At 43.4% G+C, this 16,290-nt stretch carries 16 protein-coding genes and 1 pseudogene; 1 reads left to right on the top strand and 16 read right to left on the bottom strand.

The features are described 5' to 3' along the window. Window positions 1-6 precede the first annotated feature (6 nt). The 16 genes and pseudogenes from AC6I8Y_RS07345 to AC6I8Y_RS07270 all read right to left on the bottom strand — a co-directional run bounded on the left by AC6I8Y_RS07345 (window position 7) and on the right by AC6I8Y_RS07270 (window position 14,900). Complete coding sequence (locus tag AC6I8Y_RS07345) at window positions 7-1,572, bottom strand: hypothetical protein (protein WP_498021287.1); 1,566 nt, start codon at window positions 1,570-1,572, stop codon at window positions 7-9. 152 nt (window positions 1,573-1,724) lie between these two features. After that, window positions 1,725-3,179 (bottom strand): hypothetical protein, encoded by a 1,455-nt coding sequence (locus AC6I8Y_RS07340; RefSeq protein ID WP_498021286.1) that lies wholly within the window; start codon window positions 3,177-3,179, stop codon window positions 1,725-1,727. Window positions 3,180-3,336: 157 nt separating this feature from the next. Further along, complete coding sequence (locus AC6I8Y_RS07335) at window positions 3,337-3,948, bottom strand: OmpA family protein (protein WP_498021285.1); 612 nt, start codon at window positions 3,946-3,948, stop codon at window positions 3,337-3,339. A 35-nt stretch (window positions 3,949-3,983) separates the two neighbouring features. Continuing rightward, the gene (locus AC6I8Y_RS07330) at window positions 3,984-5,498 is read right to left on the bottom strand and encodes a TadE/TadG family type IV pilus assembly protein (protein WP_498021284.1); all 1,515 of its coding nucleotides are present in this window, start codon (window positions 5,496-5,498) and stop codon (window positions 3,984-3,986) included. 3 nt (window positions 5,499-5,501) lie between these two features. Continuing rightward, a complete protein-coding gene (tadF, locus tag AC6I8Y_RS07325) occupies window positions 5,502-6,029 on the bottom strand; it encodes a tight adherence pilus pseudopilin TadF (RefSeq protein ID WP_498021283.1) in 528 nt (175 codons plus the stop codon). A gap of 1 nt (window position 6,030) precedes the next feature. Next, entirely contained in the window at window positions 6,031-6,525 is a 495-nt protein-coding gene (locus AC6I8Y_RS07320; protein WP_234496091.1) for a TadE family protein, read from the bottom strand. Window positions 6,526-6,533: 8 nt separating this feature from the next. Then, complete coding sequence (locus AC6I8Y_RS07315) at window positions 6,534-7,253, bottom strand: tetratricopeptide repeat protein (RefSeq protein ID WP_498021282.1); 720 nt, start codon at window positions 7,251-7,253, stop codon at window positions 6,534-6,536. Between the two features lie 4 nt (window positions 7,254-7,257). Further along, complete coding sequence (locus AC6I8Y_RS07310) at window positions 7,258-8,106, bottom strand: type II secretion system F family protein (RefSeq protein ID WP_498021281.1); 849 nt, start codon at window positions 8,104-8,106, stop codon at window positions 7,258-7,260. Next, window positions 8,106-9,005, bottom strand: a complete 900-nt coding sequence (locus tag AC6I8Y_RS07305; protein ID WP_498021280.1) for a type II secretion system F family protein — start codon at window positions 9,003-9,005, stop codon at window positions 8,106-8,108. Before AC6I8Y_RS07305 ends, AC6I8Y_RS07310 begins: the two co-directional genes overlap by 1 nt. Window positions 9,006-9,007: 2 nt before the next feature. Next, window positions 9,008-10,280, bottom strand: a pseudogene (locus AC6I8Y_RS07300) (TadA family conjugal transfer-associated ATPase). After that, window positions 10,277-11,521 (bottom strand): CpaE/TadZ family protein, encoded by a 1,245-nt coding sequence (locus AC6I8Y_RS07295; protein WP_498021279.1) that lies wholly within the window; start codon window positions 11,519-11,521, stop codon window positions 10,277-10,279. The pseudogene AC6I8Y_RS07300 and the gene AC6I8Y_RS07295 overlap by 4 nt, the downstream one beginning before the upstream one ends. A gap of 2 nt (window positions 11,522-11,523) precedes the next feature. Further along, window positions 11,524-12,000 (bottom strand): hypothetical protein, encoded by a 477-nt coding sequence (locus tag AC6I8Y_RS07290; RefSeq protein WP_498021277.1) that lies wholly within the window; start codon window positions 11,998-12,000, stop codon window positions 11,524-11,526. Then, the gene (locus AC6I8Y_RS07285) at window positions 11,997-13,355 is read right to left on the bottom strand and encodes a type II and III secretion system protein family protein (RefSeq protein ID WP_498021275.1); all 1,359 of its coding nucleotides are present in this window, start codon (window positions 13,353-13,355) and stop codon (window positions 11,997-11,999) included. The genes AC6I8Y_RS07290 and AC6I8Y_RS07285 overlap by 4 nt, the downstream gene beginning before the upstream one ends. Further along, complete coding sequence (gene cpaB, locus AC6I8Y_RS07280) at window positions 13,355-14,188, bottom strand: Flp pilus assembly protein CpaB (protein ID WP_498021273.1); 834 nt, start codon at window positions 14,186-14,188, stop codon at window positions 13,355-13,357. Before cpaB ends, AC6I8Y_RS07285 begins: the two co-directional genes overlap by 1 nt. 23 nt (window positions 14,189-14,211) lie before the next feature. Further along, window positions 14,212-14,658: an A24 family peptidase gene (locus AC6I8Y_RS07275; RefSeq protein ID WP_498021272.1), complete on the bottom strand. Its 447-nt coding sequence runs from the start codon at window positions 14,656-14,658 to the stop codon at window positions 14,212-14,214. A gap of 47 nt (window positions 14,659-14,705) precedes the next feature. Continuing rightward, window positions 14,706-14,900 (bottom strand): Flp family type IVb pilin, encoded by a 195-nt coding sequence (locus AC6I8Y_RS07270; RefSeq protein WP_498021270.1) that lies wholly within the window; start codon window positions 14,898-14,900, stop codon window positions 14,706-14,708. A 470-nt stretch (window positions 14,901-15,370) separates the two neighbouring features. On the opposite strand from AC6I8Y_RS07270, the gene AC6I8Y_RS07265 reads away from it, so the two are divergent. After that, entirely contained in the window at window positions 15,371-16,261 is an 891-nt protein-coding gene (locus AC6I8Y_RS07265; protein ID WP_498021268.1) for a LysR family transcriptional regulator, read from the top strand. The last annotated feature ends 29 nt before the right edge of the window (window positions 16,262-16,290 follow it).

Genomic DNA, 16,290 nt, shown 5'->3' with positions numbered 1-16,290 from the left:
ATGAGACTAGTCTCCTTTCAAAACATACAAGTGATAAACCGAGTACTTGTAGCGATGGGAAGAGACAAACTGGTAACGGTCGATAATGGATTTTAGCGGAGGACTTTGCTCTAAGGTCTGCAGCACCAGTTTATGCTTCGGTTTTCTATCTGCGTCGTATTCTTCTTTTATAAGCACGTTGGGTTTCATTTTTTCAAAGTCTGCGATAACTGCTTTTTGAATCCACGCAATATGTTGTTTCTGTTTAGGTTTATTTTTGCGCTCAATCGCGTTAGGAAGTAGCCAAAAGTTTGGCATGCGAGATGCCCAATCTAACGAATTATGTAACAGTATAGAGTGCTGCGGGTACATACCTTTCGATGCTAAGAACACAATACCATCACCCGGCGAAGAGACATCTCTAATAGCATCAGAAAAATCAAGCAAATCCTTATCGATAATCATATCTTTATGAAGTTCTTGGGATTCGCTCATCAATCTGGACACTGAGCTGTTTAAACTGAACTGAGGCACTTTCATAAAATACGGCCACTGCCATATTACTAGCGGGCCCAGAACCGTAATAACAAGGGTGTGTTTTAGCTCAAAGCGCGTGAGCATTGATCGTACACCTACAATTAGCGAAAGGTTTACGAGTAGATAACTAAATGCGGATGCGGGAATTAGATGGTAAGAAAAAGCAGTTCTGCCCGACACGAATGCGACCAAGGCACCAATAAGAAAAACAGCGCCTAGCTCAAAGCATCTATGATCGTACTTCAACGCGCGTAAATATAGGTACGATGGTATTGTGGTTACAAGCAACAGTAGGGCCACACCTGCGACATTGCTAAAATCCTTAAAATATGATGAGTAGTACTCTCGCGCCCAAGGAACGATTATTGACAGGTAATCTTCATTGAACCAATACACGCTTGCTACGTAAAGTGCACCATAAGAAACAACTGCGATATAAAACAAGCGTTTGTTTGCATTGCCATACCTAAACCATAAATAGGCTTCTACTAACAAAAACACTGTCCCATATTGAGGTTTTAGACTTAACGATATAGCTAGAAAAAACGCCGTAATTACTTTCAGGCCAGTGCTATGAGCTGTATAGAAAGAAGCGTAACTAAACGCAAAGTACACCATTAATCCAGCGGCAATAAACTGTTCACGTTGAGAGAACATTAGGGGATTGATAATCAACAGGCTGAGTGCAATTGCAAGTATCATGGGTTCTCTTTGCTCCTTTGTAAGGTAGCTTAGCACCTTGGCACACACCCATACACCTGCCAAAAGATAGGTAGAAGTGCCAAGCCTTATCGAAGAGATATCACTGAGAAAACCCAGGTGGTAAGGAACTAGGAACAGCTTGTACAGATAGACGATCAGCGGAGGGTTGACCTCATAAAACTGCTGGTAGAAGTTAGATAACGCCGTGTTTTTGGCCATGTGAACCAAGAAAGCAACATCACCGTTGATAGGTGTCATCGTAACTAACAACAAAGTAAAAACAGCAATAAACACTACTGCTATTGAAAGTGCTGTCGATCTTCTCGATTCCATCTCGTGTGTCTCGATATCCATATCAAACGTTCATCACATGGACGAGTATAGCTCATTGTTATTACGAGTAATTCGGTGATTAACTTTAAACACACATACTTAAAACACAAAAAAGCCCTCTCTAGAGGGCTTTTTTTAGCGTAACGGACGAATCCTAAGTGATCTAATATCCACTAATTCATACTTACCATGCAGATAAAGCGATTGGTTTCGAACGTTTTGTCAAAAACGTCTTTCTTCTGTGACGAGTACACTCTTCCCTCGTCCGTCCAATAGTCACCCGGCTTAAGATCCGCGTACAACTCTAAATACTTGTATGCAGCCTTAGTTGGAAGCTTAGAAGACAACTTTTGTTCGCAGTATTGTGTCGCATCTGAGCGGCTAAGGAAAACTTCTGCTGATTTGTTATTGCCACGGTACACTGGGTATAGATAGGTGAATACCTCATCTTTATAAACAACCGTATTTGAGAACGTGCCTACTTCTTTGTTCGAACCCTTTGCGTTCTTAGGTGCTTCTAGAACCTTTTTGGTTATTTGAGCCGCTTCATTAGTCTTGGCACTTTTTGTCACACTCGCAGGTTTTGTCTGTGTTTTAGACTGTGCTTTTTGAGTTTTCTTAGCAAATGGGAAAAAGTAGTCACCGTCGTTTTTCAAGTTTAAGCGTAATGACTGTGTCTTACCCTTATTAACCGCACGAACATTGTATACACCCACATAATTACCAGACAGCTCAATCGTATCGCCGCTGCCTACTTTTTCTTCGTTTATGTAGTATTCGGTGTCCGCAGAGTTAGAGCGGAAGACAAATCGGATCTTATCTAGATTTAATGCTTTGCGAATCTCGCCATCTAAGTTTGAATTGAACGCATTCTTATATTCCGCAGACACGGTATAAGTTAGGTCACCATTCAGTTTTTGTGTGGCATCAACAACTTTATAAGACGTAAGTTTGATTCGCTCGGACCCACCTTTCTCTAATGCAAACGCATTCTTCATGTAAGGTAGGTTTCTATTTACACAGGCTGATAGGCTTTCAGTAACCTTACATTCTAGCTTGCCTGAATAGTTCTCACGATGAACAACATCAGCCTCTTTTAGGTGGCGATCTTTAATTTCTCTATACAGCGCAAGCAGTTGTTCATTTTTGTCACGCTCAATCTGCGTCACACTTGACTGACTCGTAGCAATCGTTTTATTGAGTTCAATTAACTTGGCTTCAGACTCTGCAAGTTCTTGATTAAGTTTACTAATTGACGATGAAACGCCACGAAGCGCCACAGCGATGCCTTCATCGTATTCACCAAGAACTAGCTTCTCTTGGAATACTTTGGAGTCGGCTTTGACAATATCGATATTGTTAAGCAGTTTGATCTTATTAGCATCGATACTTGATGAGGTTTTGTTATAAAGCGCAATAGTATCATCTAAACCTACTTCGCTATAACGAGAAGAATACTCGCTGTTAATCGTTTCTAGCTGTGCTTGCTCACTGCCATTAACCAGATCAGAAGCCCAAGCGCTCGACATAACGGTCACGCTTGCAAGCGTTATCCATGTTTTCGCTTTCAAGTGTGGTAATACTTTTTCTAGATTCACAACAACCTCATAATCCTTCTTAAATGCCAACGCATTTCCATGTGCGGCTTTTTCTTATAGCGAAGGTTTCATTCTGAAATAAGTGTCCATTCTATCAAAGCCCCAGTGCAGTGTCGCTACAATGGAGCATATTTGTGTGATCTTATTCATCAATTAAGAGGGAGTTCAAGTAATGTAGCCCTACGCCCTAGTTACCTGTAACAACCATAATTTCAGCACGGCGATTAATTGCTCGATTCTTGCTCGAGTTATTTGGCTCAAGAGGTTGAGTTTCACCTAATGTACGAACCGTAATATTTTGCTTATCGACACCTTGATAACGTAATAGATCATATACTGACAGCGCTCGTTTTAAACCAAGCTCTTGGTTATACCCGGCACTTCCCATGCTATCAGTGTGTCCTTCAACTAATATTTGAGTATCATTTTCACCGATAGATCGAGCTAAAGTATGTAGAGAGTCTCTTGCCATAGGTGTCAATGAAGACTGGTCAAAACCAAACTGCACCCGTGCGAGATTGGTTTGGTGATTACTGTCTGTCACGACATAGCTTTGACAGCCATCTAGAGAAACGGCTTGTGTTGTCGACAAATGAGGGTTCGACACAAGTTGGCCGCTTTCTATCACTTGTTCCTTTTGCAGTGCACCCTCACGATACTGCGCTAGCACGGTGCCGCTCCCAGCAGAAACACTGTGCTTTACTTCTAGGTTAGAGTTCGTGCAATAGTAATCTTGTGCGTAGCTGGTAGAAACCGACGTGCAAGCCAGCATCGCGATAATGGAAACTCGTATTTTCATTTTTTACCTAATACAACTTAGTAAACCCGTTGGATTTAGAACCGTTTTGAATCAGCTCTTCTATTTTTTTCAATTAGTTCATCAAGGTTGCCAACATTAATGATGTCCGTACTTTCATCATTAACGCACTTTCGAAACGCTTGAATGCCACCAGCATTGTAGTCAATACCGATAAACCCGATATAAAGTCCGGGTATTACTGAACGCGCGCGATTACACATTCCCTCATCAACCAATTTATCCAATATGCCTTTGTTAGGTGACTCCTTTCCGTCACTAAAAATCAGCAACATTTTTACCTTGGTATCGTAGGCTTCTTGCTCGTCTTCGTCAGATGAGTTGGGGTTACCCGCTGCCAATAACTGGGTGCCGGTCAATATTCCCTGGTAGGCAGCGGTAGCACCACTAGCAGTCATGTTATCGATTTTGTTAATTGCGGAAAGTGAGTTCGTCAGCGGTACGTTGTAGAACTGGCTATTACTGCTCTTTCCAAAGCCTGAATATAGATCGACACTCTTCACCCGATAACTTGAGGACTGACTTGGGAATTTATCGTTCAATATGTCGCTGATCGTAAGCGAGTAATCAATATAGCTATAGGAGTCAGGATAGCTTCCGCCCCACCCCATCACATCATAGATTCGCTTTGCTTCTTTCTGTCTTGCCGATGAGTTGTTCTTACAGTTATATCTGTTAATCGCACAATAATAGACATCCCAGTAATCTCGAGTTCGCCACCAGTTCCAATCAACATCGTCGTAATCGTAAGATGAGACCGATGTCCGATAGCCTGATCTGTAACGAAGCTGGCTGACTGCGTAGGCGTTGCCGGAAGAGTCTCGTTCTCTAGTACGAATATTGAAAGGGGCCAATGCGATTCGATTTTTTAGCTTATCAGCCATTTCGTCTTGGTTAGAATCAAGGCAAACGTCGGTATATTCGCCGTCAATCACCTTATACCCGACGTTTTCACATAAGATTTTGGCAGAAACTTGCTTAATTGCTAACTGCAAGTCTCTGATTTTCTTGTTGCTGCTTCCACTCCAACTCGAATCCATCGAGCCAGAGAAATCAGACACAAAAACGATATCAATATTGTTATCCGCTAGCGTGGATAAGTACTTTTTCGCAACTGCACTGCTGTGCAAGTCTACGGTTTCATTGAAAGAGGGAATAAACGTAATTGAAAACCAAGAACTGTGAGACGTTACGGCACTCACGCTGTATTGAATCGACTCATCCGACGCATCCGTTTGCTCTTGATGCTGTCTTACCGATGTAACGGCTATTGAATCAATGTCTCTTACATAGCTGCGTATATAACTCTCAGCTAGGTTCTGAGCAGATGCAGTATCATCTTGAATCGTGAGCGCCATCGCTGCGGCTTCATTAGCATCACCTAGACGGTTGTGTTCTTGGACATAACGCGTCCCCTCTATCGCCCAGAAGGTGAATCCCATGATCGGCACTAAAGTCATGCCTAACCAAATGCCTGCGACACCACGTTGATTCTTGATAGAGGAATAACGATTACCTAAACGACGTTTCATCGGCTACCTCCCAGGCATCACTGATGATGAAGTCACTGCAATATCTTCAGTGCTTCCACCAACGAATGGGTCAAACCAAGAGTCATGTTCTTCACAAACGCTGACTCGGTACAAGGGATAAATAGTCCCACTCTCGGTCGGTGCCAGTCCGGCTTCAGAAGAGATGGAGCCTACGCTGCAACCCAAACTATCAAATTTTGCACTAGTAAATGTCGTCGTAAACTGCGCATCAACAAGAGATTCAATTTTGATGGCTACCTCATCTTCTGTAGTGTTAAGTAACCTTGCTGCTACCTTACGCATTTCAAGAAGTTCAGTCTCGGTTACATCAAGGTTGAGCTTATTGACCACATTGCCATCGAAATAGCGATATCTCTCTTTGAGTATGTTCACCAAAGCAAAGCTGGTGCGATCAAGCTTTGCTCGAACCAATAACTTGTGACTGATATCGGTAGCGAATAAAAATATCGCGCAAAGTGCGAATAGGATAAATCCTAACTCAATCGCAAATACACCCCTGTGCTTTTTCATTCTATTCATCGTCACCCCACCCTTGGTGCTCCAAATTCAACACCATAGTTCGAGATATTTTTACTGTGTCGGAGCTAACCAGCTCTATCATCGGCTCATACTCGTACTCCACAGTGATCTCAGCTAAGTCGTAATAGAAACCAACCCCTTGAGAGGTGTGCCCTACACCAGCGACAAAGTCGTCATAAGATTGGTAGTACTTGCCTTCTATCGTGAACTTATCGCCGTCCATCAAGAAGTGCCAAATCTTGTTGTTGTCCATGATGAGTTGACGAAAGTACGTTTCGTAGTGCTCATTAAGTTTTTCAGGCGTATCGTCAATGCCCTGGTCTACCTTGGTATTACGAATAGTTTCTCGAAGCGCAAACTCCGTCATGTTCACAACATAAATTTGGTAACAGGACTCAAAAATGGCGAAAGTAGCAAACATGAGGGTTAAGCCCGCCAAAGCGAACTCTACGGAGGTTGACCCCATCTGCTTTTTCCACTTCGTCATCAGTGCCATTATTTAGGCACCCCGTTTTGGATCTGTTGTGAGACAAGCACTAGCTCTCGAGAGCTAAAATCATCTTTCAGCAAAGATTTTGCACTTGTCATGTCACCTGTTCTCAAAAGAGCAATGGCAAGATTCGAACGTACCTTTTTGTTCTCCGGTACCTCTTCTAACAAAGCCGTTAACACAGAGATTGCTTTTTGATTATTGCCTTGAGCGATATAGATAACCGCGAGATTGTTCTTCACTGTAAGCTCATCGAACCCTCTAAGTCGTGCCGTGTTGAATGCATCGATCGCTTCAGAAAACTGATTCAACTTACTGTATTCGACTCCGAGTGCATTAAATACATCTCCGCTGTTATTCCCTGAGGCAATGGATTGATTGAAGAACTCTATCGCGTTTTCGGGCTCTTCATCCGATGCGTAAATCTTACCTCTTACAAAAAGTAACTCCTGAGACTGATAACCATGTTCCAGTAAGTAATCTGAATAAAACTCCGCAGATTCAAGGTCATTCTTCTTGAAGTACGCCAGAGCGATTTGCTCATAAGATGCAAGGTCGTCGGGGTTTTGCTCGACTTTCTTTTGGTAGTAATCAATCAGCCCATCGAAGTTATCAACCTTGTGCATATTTTCAACAGGGTCAGACTTGGCGGTAGTTGGTGTGGTCGCGCAACCATTCACTAGAAAAAGGCTAATAAGTAAACTTGCCCAAAGGTTAGCTTTCATCAGTTTATCCACCTATATTTGCCGACATCTGAACGATTGCCGGACCCAAAATTAATACAACGATTGGGAACATGATAAATAGAATGAGCGGTATCCCCATTTTTGAAGACAACTGCCCGACTTTCTCTTCGATGGTCAGCAACTGAATTTTTCGCATGTCTTCTGCTAAGTTGCTCAACACTTGTGCGATAGAGGTGCCGTATTGCAGGTTTTGTATAACAGTCAACACAAAGCTTCGAACTTCCGGAGTGGGAAGTCTGTCGCTGAGGTCATTAAGTGCCTTTTCTAAACCTTTGATCTTCGCGGATTCAGCGGTGCGCCTGATTTGATAACAAAGGTCTCTGTCAAAGCTATCTAATTCTTGGCCCAAATAGTCGAATGTCGCCTCAACGGTCATCCCTGTTTGTACACACACTGACATCATATCGAGAAGATACGGAAGCTTTGACGACGTAGTTGAAATGAGCGACTTACGCTTAAAGTCCAAGATCATATCTGGCACAACAATAATGCCGACTAGCCCAAAAAGCATGATCAGCATTTTGTTATCCCATTCCAGTTCTGTCAGCATGGTAAAGGTAACTAAAGCCACCACAGCCAGAAGCTTTAGAGGAAAATAGAACTTGGCCAATTCTTTGTTGTAAAAGCCCGCTTCAAGGAATCGGTTTTCTAGTGCCTTTCTATGTTTGGTTCCAAACTTAAGTAGGAACATACTTATCTTAGAGGGCGCCTTATAATCATCCTCTTTCAAAAAGTGTTCAATTTTTGCGGTTCTATTTTGCTTATGAAAAGAGTCGACAATAAAAAACACAGATGCGAATACAAATATAAGCACAGCCAATAGAGTAAACATCAGCGTACCCCCTTCATAAGCAGCCAGATCACCGCCAAACCAAGAAGCTCACTGCCTACTACGTAGTAAAGAATGCCCCTACCATCAGGGTCGTAGAGAATAAAATCCAACTTATCTGGACTAATAACAGACAAGAGCCCACAAAAGCCTAATGGAATGAAAGCAACGATCTTCGCCGAGATCCGCGCCTCAGAGGTCATTGCCATTTTCTTTTTTTCCATTGTTCGAGAATCAACGAGCACTCGAATCAATTTCGCTAGAACCCCTTTTAATTGGCCGCCGCGACTAATATTGGCTTTTAAGGTCAAAGTGAAAAACACAAACTCCGGATAGGGGTATATTTTACAAGCTCGCTGCAACACGACCTCTGGTGTTTCACCCATTTTCAAACGGTTGCCCATATACTTAAAATCTCGGCCAATACTATTGTCCATGGTGTTACCCACGTAAGTAATCGCCTGCATTAAGCTATCACCAGCCGTTACCGCACTCATCATTATGTTCAGCGCATCAGGAAATGATTTTTCAAACTCTTTACGACGTCTGTCTTTCAAGTAGCGATAGCCGACAAACAATAGGCCCAGCGTAGAGATAACGACCAACCAAGGATTGTTAAAGGTAAGCACACGATTAAACAGATACCACGAACCAAACAATGAGCCGATAGAAAACATAGCAACGTAAAACACAGAGCGCGGCCCCAATATTGAGATGTTGCCGCTGACCGTCTCCATGGTCTTTTGCCATCCTTTTTTAGCCGTCAACTCTTTAATATTGATCGCATCAAACGACTCACTCTCCGCCTCTTCTAGCTGAAAGTAATGACCGACATTTTTCTTCCTATCATTGGGCATAAGAAGTAATGCGATGGCAAACAGAATGAGCGACAACCAAATCATGATTACATGCCTCTAAATGAGTTCATTAAGTCATCGTATAAGCCAAAAAATTGCGCTTTTTTTGACCAACTCTGAGCGCTGCATAATCCCGCTGGTTACGTAAGAACCTTTAACAGCCTCTCCGTACTGAGTATCGTCATACTGAAAGCGGAAAATCTCGTCCATCACAACGTTTTCACCCTCAAGGCCCACCACCTCTGAAATGCTCGTGACCTTACGCGACCCATCACGTAGACGGTTGATCTGAACAATAAGCTGAACAGCGCTGACTATCGTTCTGCGAATTGCATCAAGTGGCTGATTCAAGTTTGCCATCATGACCATGGATTCAACACGTGCAATCGCATCGCGAGGCGTATTCGCGTGGAGGGTCGACATAGAACCGTCGTGTCCAGTGTTCATAGCTTGCAGCATTTCGAAGGCTTCTGAGCCACGACACTCACCAAGAATAATGCGATCAGGACGCATACGCAGAGCATTGATCACCAAGTCCCGCTGAGTCACTTTGCCCGTTTGCTCGATACTTGCGGTTCTTGTTTCTAGGCGCACTAAGTTAGGCTGCCCTAATTGGAGTTCCGCTGCATCCTCTATCGTGACAACGCGTTCGTCTTCGGCAATATAGTTAGACATAGCGTTGAGTAGCGTTGTTTTACCTGAGCCCGTACCACCTGAAATCAGAACGTTCATTCGACAGCGAGCTGCGATCATCAAGACTCTCGCCATATCTGGTGACATAGAGCCAAACCCGACCAGATCTTCAAACGCAATTTTCTGCTCGCGGAATTTACGAATTGAAATGGACGTACCATCAAGAGCAATAGGTGGAATCACAATGTTTACACGGCTACCGTCCTCTAGACGGGCATCCACAGTAGGCGACAGCTCATCGACTCGTCGACCAACTCGTGAGGCGATACGCTTAGCAATAGAAAGCAACTGCTCTTCATTTACAAAGGTTAAATCTGATTTTTGAACCTTACCATGGCGCTCAAAGAAGATATTGCTTGGTCCATTTACCATGATATCGGTGATAGACTGATCTTCTACTAGCGGCTGTAGAGGACCAAGTCCAAATAGCTCATCAACTAAGCTCTTAACCAGCCCAGTCTTCATCATTGCCGTTATAGGACGACGATAGTTACTTGCTAAAAGGTCAACGGCACTGTGTATCTGACCTTCAAGATCCTTACGATCCATTTTTTGGACCGCTTCGGCATCAAGTGCTTCAAAAATTTGGGAGCGAAAAGCGAGATACAGCTCTTTATTCGAACTCATTTATTCTTCCTAGTTTTGAACCACGATTTAAGGCTCTTGTCTTCGATCGTTTGCCCGTTAATAAGCTTGATTAACTGACCAAAACAGCGATTGATGTGTCTATCGTGCTTGTGGGCGCTCTTGCCATCGATGATGATGTGCTCAAGATGTTTGCTGTATGGCATGTCCATATCAACTGGTGAGCCTAGATACTTGGAAATCTCGCCCTTTTGAATGACAAACGAAGGCGCTGGTCTGTGGTAGTTTACGACGGTAATCACGCGAGTCTTGGTCGACAGCGTCAATTGAATGTTACGCAAGCGTTCTAGCAGTCGCTTGGCACTGCGCATGGACGATACCGACGGGTCAACCACTAAAACCACCACATCAAAGTTGTCCACTAACAATTGTGGTTCTAGCTTGAAATTTACGCTGCCAGAGAAGTCTTCGACGATAAAGTTAGTGTTACGAGACAGGAGTTCACAAAGTGTCTGGCTATAAACCAGAATGTTGTCTTGACTCATATCGCCATCAAGAGCGAGCAATCGAAAGTTCTTGCGCACCGAATGCAGGTAACTTAGCGCCCCTTCTTCATCCATTTCATGTAGTGGTGCAGAAAACTCGTCAATAACACGTGGCTTAAATGACTTAAGCGCCAGAAGCACGTCGACATTTGAGTTGTCGTATTGATGATCCACAAGAAGACCGTCAGTCCCTTGGGCAGCCAGCATTGAGGTCAATTCTGAAGCGATAAATGACGTGCCCACCCCACCTTTCGAACCGACGATAGCGACTCGTTTGGCCTTACGCTTTTGGCTGACCCCTGAAAACGTTTGAAGGTTTTTGTTTACGTGAGTCAGGAAGTCGGCGAACTCAGTTTTGTTCACCGGCCAAAAGACATAATAGAAACCCATCTCCTTCAATGCACGAAGCGTGGATATTGCGTCTTCTTTGCCAATAACAACCACACCTTTATGCGTAGGCAGTCGGCTAGCGAACTCTTTTGCGTCTCGAACGACATCATCCGATTCATTCAGTTCTAGGACGATTATATGACTGCTTTGCTCTGTCGTGAGTTTGGTGACTCTGTGGTTGAACTTGACACAGTCGGGATCATTCCACCCCTCAAAACGAAAGATTTCGCGAACTAATTCCAAACATTCTGTCGACTGATAGTACAGAGTACAGCCTGCCACACCCGTTGCATTTTGCTGCTGTACGACTTTGCTTTTATTACTCAGCGCTTTGGTTAGATCAAACATAACTACTCTCCAACCAATTTCGATTTGTTCACGACTTGCTGCATTCTTGAAGACTCAACAAAGCAGTTTCTCTGATAAGACTCAACAAGCACCTGAGAAGGTGCACATCGCTCGGTTTTAACTTTATGAAGTGTCACTTTCACTAACGCATCGCTGCGTAATTGACTTTCCTGCTGATACGAAACACGGTGATTTCTAAGTGTTAGTTCAGGAAATGCCATCAACGTCTGCTCAAATAGCGCCTTAGTTTTCGCTTGGCGATAAACAAACGTATAACGCGCATCGGCATTTTGCTTTTCAATGCTTTCAATGAGCTGGGTAAGATAGGCTTTGCTCGCTGATTTATTCTTAATATTCAGCTCTACGGTGTGGTTCTCTTGATACACAAGTGCTTCAACGCCATCGCCAATGAAATACCGTTCCGTTGTGCAGCCAAACATCAGAAGACTCAGGCAGATACATAAAACTCGAGTTCTCATTGAATGAATCCTCCATCAGATAGAAGTCTCATCGTCGCATCCGATGCGGGCGCTTGATACTCGTCCCCTTCTAGGTTTAACCAACGCACCATAGTCGGTGTTTTCCTCATAAAAGGCAGTTGAATATCCGTCGAGCGAGTTGGTTTAACGAGATTGACCGTTGCAACAATGATCAGCTCAGTACGCTTTCTCTCAGTGATAGATTTTCTAAATGCAGCCCCTAAAACCGGGATATCACCGACCACTGGTATCTTTTGCAGCTCTTCGTAGTCCGCACTGCTCATCAGCCCCCCGAGAATAAAACTCTCACCATCACCCAGCTCCACCGTCGTCATCGCGCGACGTGAGGCGAGCTGTGGTACTTCTATACCTGCCGCTTTGACGTAACTCTCAATTTCACTTACTTCAGGAAAAAGCTGCATCTTGATCTTGTCTTCGCTTAGCACCTTCGCGGTCAGATCCAGCTTTACACCAAACTCTTTGTAGGTGATGTTGACGTTGTTGGCAGTGGTGATAATGACAGGAACTTCACCGCCCACTAGGAAGCTCGCTGACTCACCCGATAGCACCGTCAAGTTTGGCTCTGCGAGAACTTGAGCAACACTGTCATTGCCAAGTGCCGAGATAATCGTAGTCAGATTTTCAGCTTTAAATTGGTCGAACACGAACTGCCCTACACTGCTGCCAACAGTTTGCCAGTCAACACCGATAGTTTCGCCAAAGTTCTCAGTAACTTGAGCTACTGAAATCTTGACGTTTACCTGCTGAGTAGTCGCCACTTCCAAACGCTCAATAATGCCTTCCCAGGTCATATTGCGTGCGAAAACCATGCTTTCTGGCTCTTCGAGTTCCATATTGGGAAGCTTGAACTCCAGTTTTTCTGCTTTATGCCAACGCTCTGTTTTTTCACGACCAAGTAGTGTTGCTACCATGCGATAAATGGCATCTCGCTCTTCCTCAGAGTTCACTACCCCGCTGACCGCAACTTGTGAGCCTATTGATTGGACCTTGATATCGAGGTCAGGAAAATGAAACGCAAGCTGACGTCTAACTTGTGATAAATCGAGATCCACAATGATCTTGTCTGACAGCAGAACATCTTGCTCAGTGCCATAAACAATCAGGCGTGCTTGCCCTAAGCTAGAGGCAAATACGACGATGGTATTTTCATCAATGACTTTATAGTCGGCGATCTGAGGGTTACTAATAAACACCTTACCAATCGTATTTGGCAGGTTAATGTGCTTGCCCTCATTGAGCGTAATGTACCTGTCCGCGGCACTGCTCATTGAACTGAAAAGCAAACTCGCTATCAACAAAACAACTTGCGGAATGAATAAACGTAAAGACGACATCAGAAGCCCTCTGCTGACATAGTGAGTTTTCCTTGGCCTCGAAGCTCTTCGACACCCGTAAAGTTGTCGATGATGTTTCGCACTTCCACTTGAGTTCGATGTTGGTATGTTTGACTGCGGTACACTTCGATATGCATGGTGCGCTGCGCCAGCGCTAGACGAGGAATTTGGTCTGGATCGACTTCGATAATGATGGTCGCCATATCATCTGTACTGTTTGAGGTTGTTGCTCTGATATTATCTTTACCACGAGCGGCACCTTCTAAGTTAAGAACCTTCACTTTCGTTAGGAACATGTCGGCTTTAACACCATTAAAAAACTGCGGTTTATCTGACGAAGACGCGAGATTAATCGTGGGAGAACTCACGGTTAAAATATCAACGTAAGTGCCTGGGCGAATATAATCATTAACCATGTTGCTCGCGTTAACGCGCAATGGGTATAAGGTCATGCCTTCGGTGATCAAAAGGTCAACGTACCCTGGCTGCCCCTGCTTCGTCTGATACTCAGGCAAAACGAGTTCACCGCTTTTAAGTTCACGGTTGAGTAGTGTCGAAGGGTTAAAGTCGATTTTTACGTCAGATTTGATGCCGTAGTGACGAGCTTCACTGAGAGGTAGCTGCTCTTTTTTCACATCGCTTGTTGCGATTTCTCGACCTTTATCTAAGTCATCTAGGGTACGCCACACTGAGACATATCTTTCTTCAACAACGGGTTCTGCTTGTTTTGTGACCACCGTTTTGTCGTCAGGTTTATCCAGTAGACCCAAGAAGCCTACTACCCCAACAAACAGTGCAAGCAAAGCTATGACAAAAACTATCCTTTGTCTCATGGTGTACGTCCACTCTTGTTATTTTATGAGGTTGTTAAGTAGTGGTTTAGTATCGGAAAATAGAAGCCTAGGCTGATTGCAACTCCGTATGGAAGCCCCGGAGCTGTGACCTGATTACCTTGCAACTGACGAACTTTAAACCAAGCGAAATAGATTACGGCGAGAAAACCACCAGACAGTGCTGTCAATGCAAGTGCGGGTATCAACCATTGAGTTGGCAATGTGAGCGCAAGTACTGCAGCATACTTAATATCGCCAGCTCCCATCACTCTCAAGCCGAATATGACTAACCCTGATAGCAACACGACCAAAAAGCTTGTGACATAGATTTGGTCTAGATAGATACCGAGAAACTGAATGACAAGCAGTAAGCCAATAAGTTTGTTGGACAACCTATTTTGTTTTAAATCGCAGAATGAAAGCAATAGACATATCGCAACAAGTAATAGTATGTATATCTTCGTCAACATAGATAGCCACCGAGCCTTTGAGTAAATAAAGGCTCGGCTAAGCTCAATTAAAGCTGAGAAACAATACCATTAAAAATAGTTTGCAGTTTAGTTACGATACTACCATCAGCACCAAATACTACTGTCAATGCTGCTGCCATTGCTGCTGCAATCAAACCATATTCGATGGCTGTAACACCACGCTCGTCGTTTTTAAAGTCGTTTAAAAAAGCTACTGCTTTAGTTTGTAATTTAGCCATCATGATTTAGTCCTTTCAATGTTATTCAACAATAGGCACTTCGTATTTTATGTTAACCGTACGGCGCTGAGAAAATAGCAGCTATTGATTTTATCGATAGCCAGAATGATGTTTAAAGCTTGTTACTTTGACAATAACGTACAAAAAATGAGTTTAACTCTTTTATTTCAATTACTTAATCCACAACGCACACCATACCAAAAGGGACATCTCCAATTAGAGTTATTATTCTTGTGTGGCACAGATCACACTTTACAGCAACACAACACATGTTTTCGGAATGGCATTCACACTTTATAATCGACAGCAGCGTTTATTAAGACCATCCTGGTTTATTGAATTGGCTCGATTTTATATAGGTAACAGAATGTAAAGTAACGGGTTGTCATCGACCAAACGGCAGGTTACTGTATGTCAGCGTAGTGCAAATTATAAAAGTATAACTAGGCACATCCTATTAGGTTGGTTCGTTAATGAAACTGCAGTTTGAAAATATTATATCGTTTGTTGCTGTTGTAGAGTCTGGATCTTTTAGCTCTGCAGCACGAAAAATGGGTAAATCTCAATCTACCGTCAGCACCGCGGTGCAAAATTTAGAGTCTGATTTAGGCTTTATTCTATTTATCAGGGAAAGTGGCAAAGTAACATTATCCGATAAAGGAAAACGTTTTTATCACCTATCGACTCCCATCGTATCTAAGTATCGTGACTTGATCTCCGTTGCTGGGCAAATGAGTAAGGCTGAAAATATCGTATTTCGAATTGGCGTTGACCCATTGGTTTTCACCGAAAGTGTCAAGAAAACACTGTTTGATTTCTCAGAAGCGTTTCCAAATATCGATCTTGTGGTCGTTACCAAGCCAAGTTTCGTTCTGAGTAACTACATCAATGAAGGTAGAATTGATCTCGCTTTAGGTAACCCTTATCACAAAACAAATAACGAGTTTAATACCGATGAACTGTTTCAAGTTAACTGTTGGTGGGTTGGACATCCTGATCTCATACAGTTCTTTGAGAGCAGTTCTTGGCGCGTGCTGCTGATGGATGGTGTGGACGATCTACTCAACTTGTCGGATTTTGCTGCTCGTGGTTCTTGGCGTTTTGATGACATCAGCACCATTGTCGAACTTTGTAAGGAAAGAAAAGGCATCGCCTTCTTACCTGAGCATGTTATCGCTCCTCTCAGTGACAGCAATCAATTAGCAACAATCACTAACAACACCGAGTTCTTTGGTAGAAAAGTCGTCGCTTCACTGTTTTGGCCGGTGCACTCAGAGTTTGGTTTATATAACCAGTGGATAAAAAACAAGCTTAAAACCGCGGTTGGGGTGCAACGTTCGTTTGTTGCAGACCTAGCCAATTAGATGCTTTTTGTGACGTACACAGGGTAACG

This window comes from Vibrio sp. KUL78 (genome assembly GCF_059725505.1).
This window is presented reverse-complemented; position numbering and strand designations above follow the sequence as displayed.